This is a genomic window from Micromonospora sp. NPDC049891 (genome assembly GCF_040660295.1).
In the GTDB taxonomy this organism is placed as follows: Bacteria; Actinomycetota; Actinomycetes; order Mycobacteriales; family Micromonosporaceae; genus Micromonospora.
The window spans coordinates 398,799-417,584 of sequence record NZ_JBFAML010000003.1 but is presented as its reverse complement, the minus strand read 5'-3'; the positions used below and the strand labels follow the sequence as shown (position 1 = coordinate 417,584).

The following is an 18,786-nucleotide window of genomic DNA, read 5'->3' as shown; positions in this document are numbered from 1 at the left end:
ATTCACCCAGTGCAGGCCGCGATCGCTCTCCTTGATGCGATTGAACGTGCTCTTGTGGTTCAGCCAAACGACGGCCACGTAGGCGTATGAGGCGAGATAGGCGGCGTAGCCCGGCCACTGCTCCAGCAGCCCGAACAGCAGGCGACCGGGCGGTACCTCCGGCACCCGAAGATCCACCACCAGCAGCGTGATGATGATGGCCAAAACCGCGTCGCTGAACGCTATGGCACGGCTCGTGTCCGACCGGGTACCGAGGTCGTCGGTTGGCCTGCTCACGGCCGGTGGCTACCCACCGACGCCCCCGATAACCGGCTCCTCGCAACCGGACCTACAGCACGACATGGGCCAGGATCTAGCGACCGACAGACGCCTTGGTACGCATCACGATGACGACCGTGGGCGAAGTCCGACCTCTGCGCATGTACGACGGCGCACGGACCTGCAGCCGGGCGACGTGCTCGGGCACAAGAACGCCGAAGGTTTACGGCGATCGGTGACGACGGCGACCATGTCCACCCGCCCCCGCAGCGAGTGCAAACCCTGACCTCCTTCGCAAACCCACAAACCGCAAAAGCCGCCTTGGCTAGCGAAAGGTGCGTAGCGTTCAGGTGGGCCTGTGCCGAGGACCCACCCAGCCGACAGGAAGGTATGAGATGTCGCTCGACGCGTTCCGCATCCCTGGCGGCTCCTTGGATGACCTGATGAGTCGGTTCTTCGGAGGGGACCCGTTCGCGGGACGTCCGGTGGAGCGGGTCGACCTGTCCCGGCTGCTCTCCACCGAATCGCGGCAACTCCTGCAACGGGCAGCCGAGCAGGCTACGGAGTGGGGCAGTCCCTACCTAAACGTCGAGCACCTGCTGTGGGCCGCTACCCAGTCCGACCCCACCCGCCGGATCCTCGACGCCAGCGGCGCCGACCCCGACGACCTTGCCCGCCAGGTAGAGTCGGCCGTCCCCAGGGGCAGGCCACGCGAAGACACACCTCCACTCGCGCCGGCGGCGAAGCGCGCCCTGCTCGACGCGCACCGCGAGTCGCGACGATCCGGCGCGACGTACATCGGCCCCGAACACCTCCTGCTCGGCATCGCTGCGAACCCGGAGACGACCGCGGGCCGGGCGTTGCGGGCGCTCGGTGGGTCTGTCACCGGGCCCACGCCGCCGGCGGGCGGTGCCGGCGGGCGCGGGGCCAGCAGCACCCCCACCCTTGACCAGTACGGGCGGGACCTCACCGAGGACGCCCGGGCCGGTCGGCTCGATCCGGTCGTCGGGCGTGATGACGAGATCGACGACACGATCGAAGTGCTATCCCGGCGTACGAAGAACAACCCGGTGCTCACCGGCGAGCCGGGTGTCGGCAAGACGGCGATCGTCGAGGGCATCGCGCAGCGCATCGTCAACGACGAGGTGCCCGAAACCCTGGCCAACCGGCGTGTGGTCGCACTCGACCTGTCCGGGATGGTGGCGGGTGCCAAGTACCGCGGTGAGTTCGAAGAGCGCCTGAAGAATGTGATCCAGGAGGTGACGGCGGACGAGGACGGGCTGATCCTTTTCATCGACGAACTGCATACCGTTGTCGGCGCGGGCGGCGGTGGCGAGGGGGCGATGGATGCCGGCAACATGCTCAAGCCCGCCCTGGCCCGCGGCGAACTGCACGTGGTCGGTGCGACGACACTGAACGAGTACCGTCGCTACATCGAGAAGGACCCTGCGCTGGAGCGCCGGTTCCAGCCGATCCTGGTGTCGGAGCCGAGCGTGGAGGACACGGTCGCGATCCTCAAGGGTGTACGCGACCGGTACGAGGCGCACCATCAGGTGCGCTACACGGACGAAGCGCTGGACGCCGCGGCTGAACTGTCCCACCGCTACATCACCGACCGGTTTCTGCCGGACAAGGCCATCGACCTGCTCGACCAGGCGGGGGCGCGGGTCCGGCTGCGTTCCCGCACCCCGGCTCCGGACAAAAAGGAGATTGAGCAGCGGCTGTCCCAGCTGCGCCGGGAGAAGGACAGTGCGGTGGCGAACGAGGACTATCAGCGCGCGGGTGCGCTGAAGGCCGAGATCGGTGCGGCCGAGCGGGACCTGGCGGCGGCGCAGGAGGGCACGCCTCCGGTGCCTGAGGTGCACATGAGCGACATCGCCGAGGTGGTCAGCCGCCGTACCGGTGTTCCCGTCACCCAGCTGACGGAGGTGGAGAAGCAGAGGTTGAGGCGCATCGAGGAGCAACTGCACGAGCGCGTGGTCGGCCAGCACGAGGCCGTACGGGCTGTGGCGGCCGCCGTACGCCGGTCGCGTTCCGGGCTGAGTGACCCCCAGCGACCCGACGGGTCGTTCCTCTTCCTCGGCCCCACCGGCGTCGGCAAGACTGAACTGGCCCGAGCCCTCGCCGCGGCGCTCTTCGGCGACGAGTCCAGCATGATCCGCTTCGACATGAGCGAGTTCCAGGAGCAGCACACGGTCAGCCGGCTGGTCGGAGCGCCCCCGGGCTACGTCGGGTACGAGGAGGCCGGTCAGCTCACCGAGGCGGTTCGGCGTCGGCCATACTCGGTGCTGCTCTTCGACGAGGTGGAGAAGGCGCATGCGGATGTGTTCAACGCGCTGCTGCAGGTCCTCGACGACGGTCGCCTCACCGACGCGCAGGGTCGCACGGTCGATTTCAGCAACACCATTCTGATCATGACGAGCAACATCGGCGCGGATCGCATTCTGGCCGCGCAGACGGCAGGGCGTCCGGTCAGCGACCAGCGCGAGGAGCTGATGGGGCTGCTGGGGCAGCGGTTCCGGCCGGAATTCCTCAACCGGATCGACGAGATCATAGTCTTTACCGGCCTGGACCGGGACCAACTCCTCGAGATCACCGGCCTGCTGCTGGACCGCACCCGCCGTCGGCTGCACGCACAGGACATCAACCTTGAGGTCAGCCCGGACGCCACGCAGTGGCTGGCCAACCGGGGCTACCAGCCCGAGTACGGGGCACGGCCACTGCGGCGCAGCATCCAGCGCGAGCTGGAAGACCGGCTGTCGACCCTGCTGCTCGAGGACGGGGCGAATCCGGGCGACACCATCGAGGTCAATGTCGTCGGCGGCGAACTCGACCTCTCGGTCCGGCCCGCCGCCGTGCCGGCCGGCACCTGATGCCCGTCCTTCTATAGTCACCGAAGGCCTGAGGAACAGCTCAGGAATGACCTGCTCCTCCGGAATGGACGAGGTCCGGGGCTCGGGCTCAGGGGTGGTACTCGCTGCGGGTGCGGGGCAGCCACTCGGGGTGGTGGTCGCGCAGGTACCGGATGAGGCCCTCGCGGACGTCGCACCGGAGGTCCCACGCACTCGGCCCGTCGGCCGCCGATGCCTGGACCTGGACGACGACGGTCTGGGGCGTCGCGTCCACCATCTGCAGCACCCACTGGTGCCGGTCCCACAGGGGTGATGCTTCGATGATCCGCCTCGTCTCGGTGCGGAGGTCGTCCAGGTCGGCGGTGTGATCGACGTGGAGCCGGGTCTCGCCGATCACCCGCGTCTCGTGTCGGGTCCAGTTCTGGAAGGGGTGTTCGGTGAACCAGGTGGTGGGCAGGATGAGCATCCGGTCGTCCCAGAGCCGGATGACCACGTTGGTCAGCTTCACCTCCTCGACGCGCCCCCACTGCCCGTCGACCACGATGACGTCTCCCACGTGGAGTCCGTCGGCGAACGCGACCTGGATGCCGGCGAAGGCGTTGCCGAGCGCGGTGCGTGCGGACAGGCCGAGCAGCGCGCCGACGACACCCGCCGAGGTGAGCACGGACAGTCCGATGGTGCGCAGCGTAGGAAAGGTGGTGAGGATCAGGCCGATCGCCACGACCGTCACCACGACCGAGGTGAGGCGCCGTACCGGTCGGACCTGGGTGCGGGCGCGGCGGATCCGGCGGTCGGCCCGCGTCTCGCCCGGCAGCCGGCTGAACGCGGCCCTCTCGGCGACGTGCAGGGCGCGAAGCACCAGCCACGTCACGCTCGCGATCAACAGCACCACGACGACGCGCCGGACGATGTGGGGTCCCGCGCCGGGGTACGCGCGGATTCCGACGTACAGCGCCGCGAGGAGCAGCACGGCGACGGCGGGGCGTCGGGATGCGCGGTACAGCGGCGCGAACAGCCATCGGTAGCTACGACCGCCGGCCCGACGCTGGAGCAGCACGCCGGCCAGCAGGCCCGCTGCGACAACCAGGGCCACCGCGACCACCAGGACCATCCTCGTGGTCATCAACCGACTTTCCTGCCACCGGCGACCGTCATCGGGCACTCCCGTCCGTTCCACTCGCGGTCACCTGGCGCGTCGATCTCGCCCTCGCGGAGCCGTTCCAGCGGCGGGCGCATGTCATGCTGCGTGGGTCACGACTGGCCGAGGTTGGTGACCAGGTTCACGGCGACGGCCAGGATGCCAGTTCCGAAGGTGTACGTGAGCAGCGCGTGCCCGAGCGCGATCCGGCGCATGCGGTTGCTGGTCGGTTCGTTCTCGCCCGGGGCGTAGGACATGCCGACCGTGAAAGCGACATACGCGAAGTCCGCGTACGCCGGTGGATCGTCGCGCTTGAAGTCGATGCCGCCATCGTCGCGGTAGTACAGCCGGGCGTACTTGAACGCGAAGACCGTGTTCACCAGCGCCCACGCCAGGACCACCGCGACGACGCTGAGGATCACCAGCGTCACAGCCACCATGTCCTGCTGGTTCGAGGCCCGGACGAGCGCCTCGGCCACGACGGCGAGGCTGATGACCGACGCGATCAGGATCGCCGAGTCAGTGGAACGGGTGTGCTGCTCCGCCTCGGCAAGCTGCTCGGTCCGCTTTGGGCTCGCCGACCAGCAGGCCCGCCACACCCAGACGACGATGATGCCCGCCGCGATCGTCCAGATCACCAGCGGTGCCAACTCCGGCGCCCCGACCAGCGCGGTGGCCGCCCCGGCGACGACACCGACGGCCAACGACCACAGGACACGCCTGACCGACAGCAGGCGTCCCCACGCCGGTCCTCCCGATCGCTGCTCCACCCGTTCAGCGTTCCGGCTCGACCGGATCGCGCAGGGAAAACCCCGAGCGATCACCGGATCGGGCTGCGCCGAGGGTGCCGAGCAGGAGGCTGGCCAGCCAGTAACGGCCTGCGCGAGGGCAGTGGAGCCGGCGGCGAATCCCGGAATGGCCATCGGACCTGTCCGGTTTCGCGGAGAATGTGCTGGCGAACGGGTAGGCCCGGATCGAAAGCAGGGAGTCGACGTAGCGCCGGTGACGGCGGCGCTGCGTGGCGAAGATCCGATGATGGCGACCGGTGAGATTGGGTCTTCAGCGGCAGGACTGCCGGTGGCAGGAAAGGACAGCACGAAGGACTCCAGCTCAAGGGCGGTGTCGGTGAGCCGGCATGGCCGTCGCTGCCATTCGGAGCGGTTCGAACAGCATGGACACGTCGCATCGTCGGGCCGCAGGCTCCGGTGCGGGTTGGGAGTCAGGGGTGTGGGCTGTCGCCGCCGGCGTTCTACTCATTGCCCTCGGAATCGTGGACGCTGTGATGACCGTGCTGCACCCCACCCGCCGCGGACCGGTCACCCTCGTGACCGGGGTCGGGGTGTGGTCGGCCATCCGTTTGTTGGCTCGCTGCGTCGGACGTCCACGGATCCTGTCGAGCGCGGGGATGCTCGCCGTCCTGACGGTTGTGGCGGTGTGGACGGTGCTCATGTGGGCAGGTTTCGCGCTGCTGTTCCTGCCGAACCTGACTGGGCTCTCCTACTCGCCGTCGGTTTCCTACGGATCGCTGAACTTTCTCGACGCCCTGTACATGAGCGGCATGTCCTTGACGACTGTGGGATTCGGCGACGTCGTCGGTGGAACGGACGCACTGCGCCTGATCACGGTCCTTGAGGCCGCCGCGGGCTTCGGCCTGATAACCGCGGCCATCACGTACGTCCTGTCGATCTACCCGCTCACCTCACAGCTCAGTAGCGCGGGATGGGTGAGCGCCAGTCGCAGACGGAGTACCGGCGGCGTTGACGCTCGCACGCTCCGGTGACACTCACCCGGGTGGGCAGCCTGTGGGCGACGCTGGTGATGGCGTGCGTTCTGGGGGCACTTCACCTGCTCGCACCGTACATCCGCCGGAGGCTGCCGGTGCCCACCCACGCGGCGGCCTCGCTCGGTGGCGGCATCGCCGCAGCGTACGTCTTCCTATACCTGCTGCCGCGCCTCGCCGAGGGCAACCAGGCCGTGGCCCACGTGCTGGAGGAAAAGGTCGACGCCACCCCGGCGCGCGGATTCATCCTGTTCTTCGTGGCGCTGGTCGGCTTTTTCACGTTCTACGTGCTGGAACGCGCCACCCATCGGTCGAACGGCCACAAGCACGAGCCCACCCGGGTGGTCTTCGTGTTCCAACTCGGCTTCTTCGCCCTCTACAGCGGGTTGATCACGTACACCCTGGCAACCAAGCTGCACGCCGGGCTCGGACCGGCGGTGTTGTTCGCCGTCGCCATGGGGCTGCACGTGCTGGCCACCGACGGCGTGCTGGCCCAGCACTTTCCGATCAGCCTCACCACCCGGTGGCGCCTCGTCCTCGTCGCCGGTGCCGGCACCGGCTGGCTGACAGCTGTCGTCGCCCAGCCCACCGACGTGCTGATGAACCTGCTCACCGCGTTCCTGGGCGGCGGGATCCTGCTCAACGTCTTCGTCGACGAACTGACACCCCAGCGTCACTCCAGCCTCACCTGGTTCACCGCCGGCCTCGCCGCCTACTCCGGCCTTCTAGCGATCGCGACCTTCACCGGTACGGGCGCCGCCTGAGGGGCACCGGGACTATGCGCTGAGGCTGTTCCGCGAGAGGGAGTCCCGGACCGGGCTCGTCGAGGTCTACTTCGTCCCGTCCTGGGACAAGCACCTACGCGGGCACGGCGGCCGACTCAGTCGCAATCGAGCCCGGAGCACAGCCGAGCGCCAGCCCGCGGTGCGGCATCTACTCCCGGCAGCCGCGCAGGCGCAGAGCTGACCGACGAGCGCGCGGGAGAGAGGTAACCGCGGGTCAGGCCGTACCCTGGCGGTTGACCCGCCCCTCCCGGGCCGCCTTCGACCGGCCATGGTCGCGCTCGGTTCCGGCCGACCCCGTTGCGGTGCGCTCGTGCCGCTGGCCCGGCGAGTGCTCCACGGTGGCCCCCTGCCGGCCCCGCGCTCCGCTGCCCGGGTGCCGGCGGCCCCGCGCCGACTCGCCGCCGCTGTCATGCTTGTTGCGCTTGTGGCTACCCATGCCCGGTGGGTACCCGGCGCCCGTGCGTCCATGCTTTCGAGTGGGGACGCGCCGGCAACCCCCCGAACACCGAGCCGCGAACTCCTCCAGCCGCGCCCGCACTCGGGCATGCCCTCCCTCGTCCCTGCCTGGCAGCAAAAAGGGGTGATACACCCTGGAAGCGATACACCGAAAGAACCCGACAAGGTGCCACTACGCACCACGGCGGACCTCGATCAGCTCTGCTGCTGTTGCCCCTGGCGCGATCAACCGAACGCCCGGTGTCTAACCCGCGCCGGCTCGCGCACTCACGATGCTCCACCTAGGTTCACCCGCGCGGGACTGCCCCTTCCCGCGCGGCGGCGACGCGCTGACGATGGGCGGCCACTCCGGGACTCGTACGAGCACCACCGCCGCAGCGATCGCCTCCTGCCGCACACCTGGGTCTGGGTTGTCCATAAATGCGGCGGTGGCGTCGTACCTGCTGGGATGGAGCGGCCAGACCGCATGCCACGCCAAGTCGGGTCGTCCAGCGGCGAGTATCCGGCGAGCGCAACGAGCTCGCGCTCACGGGTGTCACCGACCGCGTCGGCCAAGGTCGACATTCAGGTCAGGCAGCAACTCCACCACCAAGATCCACGTAGTTATTCACAGTGGACAGTCGTCCAGGTTCAGTCGACGGGCACCTCAGCCATGATCCAGACGGGGCGGCACGCACACGCACTGGCCAACACTCACGCGCACGAACCGCCCCTCGGACGGCACCGGCTCCACCAGGTACGGCATGTGGGTCACAGACGTGACCCACATGCGACCCACACCGACCCAAAAGTCGACGACGATCATGAATATCGCCTGGTAGAGCTTGCGCGCCCGAAGGGACTCGAACCCCTAACCTTCTGATCCGTAGTCAGATGCTCTATCCGTTGAGCTACGGGCGCTGGTGCTCGGCCAGTCTACACACCCGGCCTTCGCGCGGAGACTCCGGGATTCGAACCCGGGAGGGGCTTTAAGACCCCAACCGCATTAGCAGTGCGGCGCCATAGACCAGACTAGGCGAAGTCTCCCAGGTGGCCCGCAGACCACCGCGCCCGAGGATACAGGCCGGGCCCGGCCGGGAGCAAAGCGACTACCGGAACGAGCCGCACCCGGGGTCCGGGGACGGCTCGCGCTGTGCGTTGCTGTGATCAGGACTACGCTCCATCGACATGCAGGAGCAGCCGCCCAGCGAGCAGAACCGCCGTGAGCCTGCTGAGGGAGCCCGTCGACGCTCCCCGGAGGCGACCTTCACGCCGCCTCCGGCGCCGGCACCGCCACCTCCGGAGGAGCCGGAGGACCCCGCTGGGTCCCGCCCTCGCCGGGCGAAGGCGGCGCCGAGCGTGATCTTCCAGCCGCCACCGGTGCCGGAGCAACCGTTGCCGCGCCAGTCCGGACCGGCCGTGTCCGGACCTCCGGCCACGCCGGTGCCGTCCTTCACCACCGGAACTGGGGTCACTGGCCGAAGCGAGCACACCGCCTCGCCGGCCGCCGGGAAGATCGGAGACGAGACGCCGGTACCTGCGTCGCGGCGCCGTGGTCACACCGGGCAGCCAGCGGCAGCGGCCGACGCCGCTGGTACGGACGCCACCCCGGCCGCCCGATCCGCCCGCAGGAAGGCAGCCGCGAGCAAGGTGGTGCCAGCACGGACCGGATCTGCCGACGCCGGGGCTGCATCTGTCGGTTCCGGCGCCGACGCCTCGACGACCGACTCGCGCGTCGTCGAGGCGGCGAAGACTGATGCGGCAAGCACCGACAGCGCAACGATCGCCCGGGCAGGCGGCACCCGACCCGCCGAAACCGGGACCACGGACGTCAGGAACAGGGACGCCGAGCAGGTCAGCAGCGGAACGGCCGACAGCGCAGCGGCGGGCGCCGGGACGGCTCGGGCGCGGAAGGCGGCCAAGACGACGACAGCGCGGCGAAGGGTTCGGGCGAGCGACGAGCGGGCACCGGAGCCGGCCAGCGAGCCGACCAGCGTCGAGAAGGCGAAGAAGGCCAGGCGGCGGGTGACACCCGGCACGGCTACCGCCCCGGAAGCGGCTGCTCCGGCGGTGCCCCCCACCGAGCAGGCAGCGACCGAGCAGGCAGCAGCCGCTACCGGGACAGCGCCGCTCAAGGCAGCCCGGAAGGCCACAAAAAAGGCCGCCCGCAAGACGGCCACGAGCAACGCAGCCACAGGTGGCCTCACCACGGGCGACGCGCCCACCAGCGACGCGGCCACGAGCGGAACGGCCACGAGCGCACCCATCACGAGCGACGCGGCCACGGGCGACACCACCGCGAGCGACGCGGCCACGAGCGGTGCCACCACGCGCGAAGCCACCGCGAGTGACGCGGCCACCAGCGAACCCACCACGCGCGAACCCACCGCGAGCGGAACGGCCACGCACGCGACGGGCGGGTCCGGAGACGTGATGTCGGGCAGTGCCGTCGTGGCGCCGGCGACCGGAGACGTACTGCACGTCGGCACCGGACGGGACTTGTCGGGGCGTACGCCGGAATTGGAATTGCGGGTGCTCGTCGCGCGGGTGCTCGACCACCCGGGCTTCGCCCCGGAGCTGCTGGCCCTGACTGCGGTGGAGGCCCTCGGGCCCGGCGCGGCCCAGTGGGTTCGGCGGCTGCGGGAGTTGTACCCGGGGGCGGACCCGGACGGGCTGGCCAGGTTGGCCACTCGGCGCTTCGTCCGGCAGGCCGGCGTCGGTGGGGCGACCGCCGCGCTGACCGGGGTATTCGCGCCGGCGGTCGAACTGGCGGCGGTGCTCTGGTCGCAGGCGAACCTGGTGCTGCACCTGGCGGCGGCGTACGGCCATGATCCGGCGCACCCGGATCGGGCGGCGGAGTTGCTGATGCTGACCCAGGTGCACCCGGACCTGGCGAGCGCGGGGTCCGCGGTGGCGGCGGCGCGGGCGGCCCAGGGGCCGGAGGAGGAGCCCGGACTCCGGGCGGTCGAGGCGGCCTGGCGACTGGCGACCCCGCTGGCCGCGCAGGCGAGTGGCTGGCTGGCTCTGCGGCTGGTCTCCCGGCTGCTGCCGGGTACGGCGGCGTTGACCGCGGCGGCCGGCAACTCGGCGGGCGCCGAGCGCCTGGCTGCCCGGGCGACCGCCCGCTACCGCCCCCAGCGGTTGTCCCGAGTCGGTTGACCAAGAGGTTCGCGTCACGACACGCCAGTGAGGCAGACGCAAACTTCTTGATCAACCCGACGGGTGGCCGGCAACCCCGACGGGTGGCCCCCGGCGGGTGGGTTAGAGCCAGGTGAACCAGTCGCGGGGGAGCAGGGCGTAGCCAAGGAAAGCGACGATGTCGAGCAGGGCGTGTGCCACGATCAGCGGCATGACCCGGCGGGTACGCAGGTAGAAGAGGCTGAACACCACCCCCATCACCGCGTTGCCGATGAACGCCCCGAACCCCTGGTAGAGGTGGTACGAGGCGCGTAGCAGCGCGCTCGTCGCGATGATCGCGCCGACCCGCCACTGGAGCTGACGTAGGCGGGTCATCAGGTAGCCGACCACGATCACCTCCTCCAGAATGCTGTTCTGGAACGCGGCGAGGATCAGCACCGGGACCGTCCACCACAGGTCTGGCAGGGCGGCCGGCACCAGGGTGGCGTTGATGCCGAGCTGGGCCGCCGCCCAGAACAGCGCCAGGCCGGGCAGCCCGATCAGCGCCGCCAGTCCGGCGCCCCGGGCCAGGTCTGACCCGGGCCGTCCGGCGTCCAGGCCGAGGGTCCGCACCGGGTCGCCGGGGTCCCGCGCCAGCAGGTGTACGGCGAGCAGCACCGGCAGCAGCGCGAAGATGATGCCGAGCAGCTGGTACGTCAGGTCCAGGTAGGGACGGGCCGACGCGGAGGTGTTCAACGCGGCGGTCTGCCGGGACAGGCCACCCTCCGCGGTCAACTTCGCGATGATCGACACAGTGGCGTAGACCGCCGACTGGCCGAGTGAGAGGCCGAGTACCAGCATCGTCTCGGTGCCGAGCGTCCGGCGGGACACCGGACGGGTGAGCTCAACTGTCACCGGACCACTCTGCCCGACCGGACGCCCCGTGGTGGCATCCACCCTCCGGCGAGCAGCCCTCACGATGCGATCGCACATTCTGTGCGACCTTCATACACGCTCCGTGGAGATTCTATCTGGGCCCGATCCGCCGTCAGAAGAAGGAGCGCCCCCGGTGGACAACTTCGCGCGGCTGCTGAAGGAGAGCTGGACCCTGGTCGAGGAGCACCGGGTCCGGCTGAGCGGTCACTTCTACGCCCGGCTCTTCCTCCTCGACCCCGAGTTGCGCAAGCTCTTCCCGGTGCAGATGACCGGGCAGGGCGACCGGCTGCTCGAAGCGATCATCGCGGCGATCCACACGGTGGACGATCCGGAGGGCTTCGACGAGTTCCTCCGCGCGCTCGGCCGGGACCACCGCAAGTACCACGTCGAGGCGGCCCACTACGACACGATGGGCGTGGCGCTGTTGGACGCGTTGCGCAGCATCGCCGGCGACGGCTGGAACCTGGAGTACGACCAGGCGTGGCGGGACGCGTACGCGGCAATCGCCGAGAAGATGCTCGCCGGGGCGGCGGCGGACGACGACCCGCCGTTCTGGCACGCCGAGGTGCTGACCCATCAGCGGTACGGCCCGGACACGGCCGTTCTCACCTGCCGGGCGTTGCAACATCCACTGGTCTGGAAGGCGGGTCAGTACGTGAGCGTGGAGGTGCCGCGCCATCATCCCCGGGTCTGGCGGACGTACTCGATCGCCAACGCGCCGAACGATGACAACGTGCTGGAGTTCCACGTCCGTACGCCGGCCGACGCCGCCGGTTGGGTCTCCGGCGCGTTGGTCCGCCGGACCAGGCCGGGCGACCTGCTGCGGGTCGCCGCACCGATGGGTTCGATGACTGTCGACCGCTCCTCCGAGCGGGACATTCTCTGCGTCGCCGGTGGTGTCGGACTGGCTCCGATCAAGGCGCTCGTGGAGGAACTGGCCGGTTACAACCGGGCCCGCTGGGTGCACGTCTTCTACGGGGCCCGGACCGAGGCCGACCTGTACGGTCTGGACCGGCTGCGGGAACTGGTCGCCGCCCACCCGTGGCTCTCGGTGACCCCGGCGTGCAGCGACGACCCGGATTTCGACGGCGAGCAGGGCGACATCTCCGACGTGGTGGCCCGGTACGGGCCGTGGACGACGCACGACTGCTTCGTCTCCGGTTCGGCGCCGATGGTGCGGTCCACTCTCCGGGTGCTCGCCGCGGACGACGTACCGCCGCAGCGGACCCGGTACGACACGTTCGGCAACCTCTAGAGCTTTGCTCCCCCCGAACCGGGGCGCGTGCCCCTGCCCCCTGGGGCACGCGCCCCGGTCCCCCCGATCGGGCGGCCCGGCACCGCCCCGCGCCACCTCGCCCGTCCGGCCGTCGTTCCCACCCGGGCGGGCGGGGTCGCGCCCGCAGCCGAGCCTGTGTCAGCGGGGTGGTGCGGTCGCGGCGAACAGGTGCAGCCGGGCCCGCCCGCCGCGTGCTTCACCGGCGGGGTCAGTAGCGCCATGGGTGGCCGGACTCGCGGTACTCCTCGATCGGTACCAGCGGCACTCCGGGTGCCATCCGGTCGACGTAGAGCCGGCCTTCCAGGTGGTCGATCTCGTGCGCGACCAGGCGGGCCATGCCGAACTCGAAGGACGTGATGATCCGGCCACCGTCGAACTGCGCGTGTTCGACATCCAGTCGCAGCGGGCGCGGCACCAGTCCGCGATGGTCGAAGAAGGAGAGGCACCCCTCGTACTGCTCGTCGGTGTGGGGTGCCGCGTCGACCACCCGGGGGTTGAGCAGCACGACCGGCTCGGCTGTGCGGTCCGGCGGGCGGACCACCGCCGCGGCTCGGTCGATGTCGAGCTGTGGAGCGGCGATGCCCACCCCCTTGGTGAAGGGGTGCAGTTCGTCCAGCCGGGCCAGCGCGGTGACCAGCCGGTCGACGACCTCCCGGGCGGCCGGTTCCTCGCGCGGCAGGTCGAACGGGCGGGCCGGTTGCCGCAGCAGGTCGGCACCGCGCTGGACGATGCCGAGCCCCCGCATCCGGTCGGAGGGTCGGACCCGCCCACCGTCCGTCTCGGGCTCCGGTTGCGCCCGGAATCGCCACTGCAACCGGTACCGGGCGTTGAGCGGCGGCTCGTCGGTCGCCCAGTCGAAGATCGCCCGGTCACCCTCGTCGCGGCGGGTCACCGCCGTCCGCAGCGGGCCCTCCTCCGCCGAGAGCGAGGTTTCCGCGCCCCAGACCTGCGGATCCAGAGCCACCGGCAGGTCCAGGCGTACGGCGAGGTGCCGGGTCGGTACGCGGACCGCACGCTGGAACCAGGGCCCCCACTTGTCCTGCCCGACCGTGTACGCGTACTCGATCGTGGCGCGCCGACCGGGGTACAGCGGGAAGCGTCGTTCGCCGTTCTCGAAGAGCAGCCAGATCTCCTTGAACGCGTCCCGGTCGTGCTTGGCGCGCCAGTGCATGGACTCCCGCTCGCCGAACTCTTCGCGGTACGCGCACAGTTGCAGTTCGGCGAAGCTGAGCGGGTGTTCCCGGTGGTGCCGGTTGGAGCGGCCCGGGTCGCTGGGGTAGCGGTCCACGGCGACGCGGACCAGATATCGGGTGACCGGCTCGACACCGGCGTTGTACAGCTCTCGGCGGATGACGCAGCGGTAGGCGTCGTCGGTGTGGGTGAGGTTGGCCGTCTCGCGTTCGACGATCAGACCGGTGCCGGGGGGCATCCACTGGCCGGGCAGTCCGGATTCCCGGTGGTTGCGTTCGCTGCGGGCGTGGCGGAGGTCGTCGTACTCCCGGAAGCGCTGCCAGATCGCGCCGCTGGCCTCCAGGACGGCCTCGGCACGGCGGGCGAAGTCCTCGGTTGGTCGGTGTCGGCGTCCCTCGACGTGGCTGACGTACGAGGGGTCGAATCCCATCAGGGTGGCTAGTTGCTTCTTGGACAGCCCCCGCTCCGTCCGGTGCCGTGCGAGTTCGGCGGCGAAGGAGTCGGCAGCCCGATCGAGCGGTGAGGTCGTCATCAGCTTCCTCGTGGCCGGGAGTACCAAGTTTCACGTTGAGTCGCCGGCCGCACACACATCTGGCACCTAGTCGACAAGAACCTTGACTGATGAGCGATTCCTACCGATACTGCCCCGAGTCCCCGGGCCGGCACCGTGCGTAGTTTCCAAGCCGCAAGTGACCCGGGTCGCCCCCTTCATTGCACCGCCGGGTTCCCCTGCGCCCAGAAGTGTGGTTAGGCTAGCCTTAGTACGACGATGCAGCTTCGGATCGGGCGGGTCGGATGACGTGGGGGTGGAGCAGGTGACAGCGGTGCTGCCCGTCCAGGACCCGGCCACCACACCCCTGGCCCCGGTAACCGCGACCCTGCGGGCCATGTTCGGTACCGACGACCTCCCCGGGCTGGCACCGGGCCTGCTGGTCGCCGACGAGGCCGGTTGGGTTCCGGCGACCACCCTGACCGGCACCCGGCTGCCGGAGCTTCTCGACTCCGCCGTCCGGCTCTGGGGTGGCACCCCGCACGCCTCCGCCGCGCTGGCCTGGAAGGCGTACAGCTACTGGGCGGCGCTGCCGGTAGTGCTCGGCTGGGCCGCCGCCCGGCGGGTGCCGTTGCTCGACCACACCGCGGCACTGATCCACTTCGCCGACCGACGCGCCCTGGTCACCGTGGGGCTACGCGAGTCGATCCCGGTCGCGGTGCTGCCCAATGATCCGCTGGCGCTCGCCGGGCTGCCCCAGGTCCGAGTGGTCGCCGACGAGCGGGAGTTGCTCGACACACTGCGCGCCACGCTGCTGGACGCCCACCTGTCGCCGCTGATCTCCGCGATCCAGGGTGAGGTCCGCATCGGCGCCCGTACCCTCCTCGGCTCGGTGGCCTCCGGCATCGCCCACGGGCTGCTGCGCGCCGCCGACGGGTTGCCTGGTTCCACGGTCGAGGCGATCGACACGCTGCTCGACGCGCTCGGCCTGGCCGACCTGGTGGAGCTGGTGCCCGGGTCGAACGGCGAGCCGATCGTGCAGCGCCGCACCTGCTGCCTGGCCTTCACCCTGCCCCAGCCGAAGGTCTGCCAGGGCTGCTGCATCCGCTGAGCTGGTCCGCCGTTCACCCTGTCAACGGGCGCACGTCCCACAGCCAGACGCCACCGGTGTACTCGGGCTCGATGTCGGTCAGCTCGGTCATCCCGGTACGCAGCGCGTCGGCGTGCTCGTGCGGTCCGAGGATCACCACGCCGGCCCGCCAGTACCGCAGGTCCTCCACTGCCTCCCGGCGGGTCCGCTCGGTGACCGGCGGCACCTCGCCGGTACGCCTGATGGTGCCGAAGAAGCTGCTGGTGGGCCGGGGTGGCGCGGAGAACAGGGCGACCCGGTTCCGGCCCGGCCGGGTGTCCGGGCCGAGAAAGTAACCGCGAGCGATAGGCATCTCCTGCCGGGTGTGGGCGGACCAGCGCAGCGGGTCGGCGTACTCGGTGTCGGGCAGCGGCAGGGTCACCACGCTGCGTCCGCCGGCCAGGTAGGGACGCCAGGCACCGGAGCTGACGAACTCCGGGGTCGGTTCGAGCCGCTTCGTCGGTAGCGGCGTGGGCAGCACCGGCACCAGCGCCATCGCCAGTCCGGTCACCGTGGCGAAGCGGATCTGCGACCGGCGGTCCGGATGCCGGGCCGCCGCCTGACTGGCCCGCTCCGCGCCGTACGCCAGGAGCAGGCCGATGATCGGGGTGATGGCCAGCGCCCAGCGGGTCGGCACCACCGAGTGCAGGACCGGCAGATCCTCCAGCAGCGCCCACGGCCCGGGAACGCCGGTCCCGCGACGGTCGAAGCGGACCTCCCGGCCGAGTGAGAGCACCGCGAAGAGCAGCCCGAGGACGGCCAGGCCGATCACCACCGCGTTGCGCCGCAGCCACCACACCACCGCCACCACGAGGATCACCAGTGGCCAGCCAAAGAAGGCGTTCTCCTCGGTCGGGTTCTTGGCCAGCCCGGCGGCGCTGCGGGCGTCACCGGCCAACGACTCGCGGGAGTAGGCGAAGAACGAGGCCAGATCGGTGGAGTAGCCCCGGATCAGCCAGGGCAGCCCGTGGTAGGCGCCGGGACCGAAGAACTGCACGTACAACGGGTAGGCCAGCAGCACGGCGGAGACGACGGCGGCCACCCCGAGCCCGGCGGCGAACGGACGGACCCTGGCCCGCAGCTCGGGCCGACCGATCACCATCGCGACGATCACCACGGCGAGGCCGATCGCGGTCATCAGCAGGATTTCCAGGTTCAGGAACGCCTGCCAGACGATCACCAGGGCGAGCAGCAGCCCGTTGCGCAACCAACCTCCGGGGTCGGCGAGTCGCAGGGTACGCCAGATGATCAACGGCACCACGTACTGCGACACGATGTTGGGGTGGGCGTTGGCGTGGGAGACCATCGCTGGCGCGTACGCGCAGAACGTGGCGCCCAGCCAGGCCGGACCGCGCGCGCCGGGCACCACCACGCGGGAGAGCAGGAAGTACCAGGCGGTGGCGGTGGCGATCATGCCGAGGGTGAGGAAGACCAGGAACGCGGCCCGGGTGCCGAACAGCAGGGTTATCGGTGTCATTGGCAGCGAGACGGACAACACCGACGTATTGGCCATCAAATTAACCGATTCCGGCACATTCATCCGGTCCGACGAGAACGGGTAGGCGAATTCCGTGACGACCCGGGCGCCGTGCGCCAGCATCCATTCGAATTGCGCCATATCAGTCGGATTGTCGCGAATACCGTCGCGGGGATTCAGCCACATTCGTCCGGTGACCCAGAAGGCGAGTGCGGCGAAGCTCGCCACCGCCGCGATGTCCTTCCACCGCCCGGAGCCGACCCTGCCCCTCGCGCGCCCAGGTCGGTTCGCGACCCTTCCCGCCTCGGACTGGGTGACAGGTCGGTCCGAATCGGGAGTAGTCATAGCAATTCATAGCGTAGTCGGCCTATACGGCCAGCGTGCAGGGTTCGGGCTACTGGCGTAGTATCGGCCGGGTTCGCTGGCCACACCGATCGTGCACCTACCCCCGACCGTTAATCGGCCATCGCGGGCCCCGATATCCCCGCCGTCCGGGCGGATGGTTCACTCAGTCGGTCCCGGCACGGGTCGAGTCGCATCGTGAGGAATCGACGCATGGCAGAAATCACTGGGGATCAGCGCGTGCAGTCCGAGGTCTTGGAGGGCCTCGCCACGGCGGTCAATCACCGGCGCTGGTTCGTCGAGCTGGCCGTGCCCTACCTGGGTGACAACCCCATCGAGATCGGTAGCGGCCTCGGCGACTACGCGCTGGAGTGGAGCGAGAACTTCCCCCGGTTCACCGCCACCGAGGCCGACCCGGACCGGCTGGTCGCGCTCAAGGAGCGCCTGGCGGAACGGCCCTCGATCGAGGTGCGCCAGATGCTGCTGCCCCACTCCGAGCAGGGTGACTACAGCGCCGCGGTCTCGTACAACGTGCTGGAGCACATCGAGGACCACGTCGGGGCGCTGCGCAGCATGGGCCAACTGGTCCGTCCCGGCGGAGCCGTGGTCATCATCGTGCCGGCGTTCCAGTTCGCGATGAGCCCGGCCGACATCGCCACCGGCCACGTCCGGCGTTATACGAAGAAGACCCTGGCCGGCGCGATGACCGAGGCGGGCCTACAGGTGGAGAAAATCCACTACGCGAACGCGCTGGGCTTGATCGGCTACTTCATGGCCACCAAGGTCTTCCGCCTGATGCCGAAGGAGGGCCCGATGGTGAAGGTCTACGACACCCTGGTCCTGCCCGCCACCAAGGCCGCCGAGCAGCGAGTCCGTCCCCCCTTCGGCCAGTCCGTCTTCGCCGTAGCCCGTACCCCCGCCTAACCCCCAACCCACCCCCAGTCCCGCCCCGTTGATCATGAGGTTGACGGCACTTCTGGAGATCGAACTCGCCGCCAACCTCATGATCAACCAAGGATGGGGGGTCGGGAGCGGGTGGGTCAGCTGGTGATCTGGTAAGTGGGGCGGGTGGTGGCTCGGGCCAGGGTGTGGAAGGCGAGGTTGAAGCCGACGTAGGCGGGGGTCGACTCCGGCGTCACGTCGAGACGTTCGACGTCGAGGGCGTGCACCGCGAAGACATAGCGGTGCGGGCGGTCACCGGGCGGCGGCGCCGCACCGCCGAAGCCGTGCTCCCCGTAGTCGTTGCGCACGGTGAACGCGCCCTTCAGGTCGTCGTCGGTGGCGCCCCGCGGCAGCTCGGTCACGTCGGCTGGCAGGTTGACAAGCACCCAGTGCCAGAAACCACTGCCGGTCGGTGCGTCCGGGTCGAAACAGGTCACCACGAAACCCTTGGTCTCCGCTGGGAAGCCCGACCAGGCCAGATGCGGCGAGACGTTGTCCCCACCGGTGCTGCCGTGGGCGTGGGCCGCATTCATCGGCTCACCGTTCTGGACATCGTCACTTGTCAGCGTGAAGGAGGCGACTGTCGGCAGCAGCTCGTACGGGTCCGGAGCGATGGGACGTTCCAGGGTCATCGAGAC

General features: G+C 69.9%; 16 protein-coding genes and 2 tRNA genes. 7 read left to right on the top strand and 11 right to left on the bottom strand.

What is annotated here, in order from left to right; all coding sequences use genetic code 11:
• The coding region (locus tag AB0I71_RS07305) for a TMEM175 family protein (protein WP_357582341.1) at positions 1-276 on the bottom strand (276 nt) is incomplete at its 3' end.
• Between the two features lie 377 nt (positions 277-653).
• Between AB0I71_RS07305 and AB0I71_RS07300 the strand changes: the two genes are divergently transcribed.
• Positions 654-3,131 (top strand): ATP-dependent Clp protease ATP-binding subunit, encoded by a 2,478-nt coding sequence (locus AB0I71_RS07300; protein WP_357582340.1) that lies wholly within the window; start codon positions 654-656, stop codon positions 3,129-3,131.
• Between the two features lie 88 nt (positions 3,132-3,219).
• Here AB0I71_RS07300 and AB0I71_RS07295 read toward each other — a convergent pair whose 3' ends face one another.
• Both AB0I71_RS07295 and AB0I71_RS07290 read right to left on the bottom strand, forming a co-directional pair.
• Positions 3,220-4,233 (bottom strand): mechanosensitive ion channel domain-containing protein, encoded by a 1,014-nt coding sequence (locus AB0I71_RS07295; RefSeq protein WP_357582339.1) that lies wholly within the window; start codon positions 4,231-4,233, stop codon positions 3,220-3,222.
• 128 nt (positions 4,234-4,361) lie between these two features.
• Positions 4,362-5,018: a DUF1345 domain-containing protein gene (locus tag AB0I71_RS07290; RefSeq protein ID WP_357582338.1), complete on the bottom strand. Its 657-nt coding sequence runs from the start codon at positions 5,016-5,018 to the stop codon at positions 4,362-4,364.
• A gap of 512 nt (positions 5,019-5,530) precedes the next feature.
• On the opposite strand from AB0I71_RS07290, the gene AB0I71_RS07285 reads away from it, so the two are divergent.
• Together AB0I71_RS07285 and AB0I71_RS07280 are read left to right on the top strand one after the other, a co-directional pair.
• Positions 5,531-6,028 carry an ion channel gene (locus AB0I71_RS07285; protein WP_357582337.1) on the top strand — a complete coding sequence of 166 codons (498 nt, stop codon included), beginning with the start codon at positions 5,531-5,533 and terminating at the stop codon, positions 6,026-6,028.
• Positions 6,029-6,039: 11 nt separating this feature from the next.
• A complete protein-coding gene (locus AB0I71_RS07280) occupies positions 6,040-6,792 on the top strand; it encodes a hypothetical protein (protein ID WP_357582336.1) in 753 nt (250 codons plus the stop codon).
• Between the two features lie 235 nt (positions 6,793-7,027).
• On the opposite strand, the gene AB0I71_RS07275 is transcribed toward AB0I71_RS07280, so the two are convergent.
• From AB0I71_RS07275 to AB0I71_RS07260, 4 genes are all read right to left on the bottom strand, one after another.
• The gene (locus AB0I71_RS07275; RefSeq protein ID WP_357582335.1) at positions 7,028-7,249 is read right to left on the bottom strand and encodes a hypothetical protein; all 222 of its coding nucleotides are present in this window, start codon (positions 7,247-7,249) and stop codon (positions 7,028-7,030) included.
• Positions 7,250-8,096: 847 nt separating this feature from the next.
• Positions 8,097-8,169 (bottom strand) — tRNA-Arg (locus AB0I71_RS07270).
• Between the two features lie 35 nt (positions 8,170-8,204).
• Positions 8,205-8,295, bottom strand: a tRNA-Ser gene (locus tag AB0I71_RS07265).
• A gap of 509 nt (positions 8,296-8,804) precedes the next feature.
• Positions 8,805-9,653, bottom strand: coding sequence for a hypothetical protein (locus AB0I71_RS07260; protein ID WP_357582334.1), 849 nt, complete (start codon positions 9,651-9,653; stop codon positions 8,805-8,807).
• Positions 9,654-9,681: 28 nt separating this feature from the next.
• Between AB0I71_RS07260 and AB0I71_RS07255 the strand changes: the two genes are divergently transcribed.
• A complete protein-coding gene (locus AB0I71_RS07255) occupies positions 9,682-10,407 on the top strand; it encodes a hypothetical protein (RefSeq protein ID WP_357582333.1) in 726 nt (241 codons plus the stop codon).
• A 102-nt stretch (positions 10,408-10,509) separates the two neighbouring features.
• Here the strand turns inward: AB0I71_RS07255 and AB0I71_RS07250 are convergent, their stop codons facing one another.
• Positions 10,510-11,280 carry a CPBP family intramembrane glutamic endopeptidase gene (locus tag AB0I71_RS07250; RefSeq protein ID WP_357582332.1) on the bottom strand — a complete coding sequence of 257 codons (771 nt, stop codon included), beginning with the start codon at positions 11,278-11,280 and terminating at the stop codon, positions 10,510-10,512.
• A 154-nt stretch (positions 11,281-11,434) separates the two neighbouring features.
• Between AB0I71_RS07250 and AB0I71_RS07245 the strand changes: the two genes are divergently transcribed.
• Positions 11,435-12,556 carry a globin domain-containing protein gene (locus AB0I71_RS07245; RefSeq protein ID WP_357582331.1) on the top strand — a complete coding sequence of 374 codons (1,122 nt, stop codon included), beginning with the start codon at positions 11,435-11,437 and terminating at the stop codon, positions 12,554-12,556.
• Positions 12,557-12,785: 229 nt separating this feature from the next.
• On the opposite strand, the gene AB0I71_RS07240 is transcribed toward AB0I71_RS07245, so the two are convergent.
• A complete protein-coding gene (locus tag AB0I71_RS07240; protein ID WP_357582330.1) occupies positions 12,786-14,300 on the bottom strand; it encodes a peptide deformylase in 1,515 nt (504 codons plus the stop codon).
• A gap of 355 nt (positions 14,301-14,655) precedes the next feature.
• Here AB0I71_RS07240 and AB0I71_RS07235 point away from each other — a divergent pair, with 355 nt between their 5' ends.
• Positions 14,656-15,369 (top strand): hypothetical protein, encoded by a 714-nt coding sequence (locus AB0I71_RS07235; protein ID WP_357582371.1) that lies wholly within the window; start codon positions 14,656-14,658, stop codon positions 15,367-15,369.
• Between the two features lie 13 nt (positions 15,370-15,382).
• Here the strand turns inward: AB0I71_RS07235 and AB0I71_RS07230 are convergent, their stop codons facing one another.
• Positions 15,383-17,050, bottom strand: coding sequence for a hypothetical protein (locus AB0I71_RS07230; RefSeq protein ID WP_357582370.1), 1,668 nt, complete (start codon positions 17,048-17,050; stop codon positions 15,383-15,385).
• A gap of 369 nt (positions 17,051-17,419) precedes the next feature.
• On the opposite strand from AB0I71_RS07230, the gene AB0I71_RS07225 reads away from it, so the two are divergent.
• On the top strand, positions 17,420-18,130 hold the full coding sequence (locus AB0I71_RS07225) for a class I SAM-dependent methyltransferase (protein ID WP_357582329.1): 711 nt from the start codon (positions 17,420-17,422) through the stop codon (positions 18,128-18,130).
• Positions 18,131-18,246: 116 nt separating this feature from the next.
• Here the strand turns inward: AB0I71_RS07225 and AB0I71_RS07220 are convergent, their stop codons facing one another.
• The gene (locus tag AB0I71_RS07220; RefSeq protein WP_357582328.1) at positions 18,247-18,780 is read right to left on the bottom strand and encodes a YbhB/YbcL family Raf kinase inhibitor-like protein; all 534 of its coding nucleotides are present in this window, start codon (positions 18,778-18,780) and stop codon (positions 18,247-18,249) included.
• Positions 18,781-18,786: the final 6 nt, after the last annotated feature.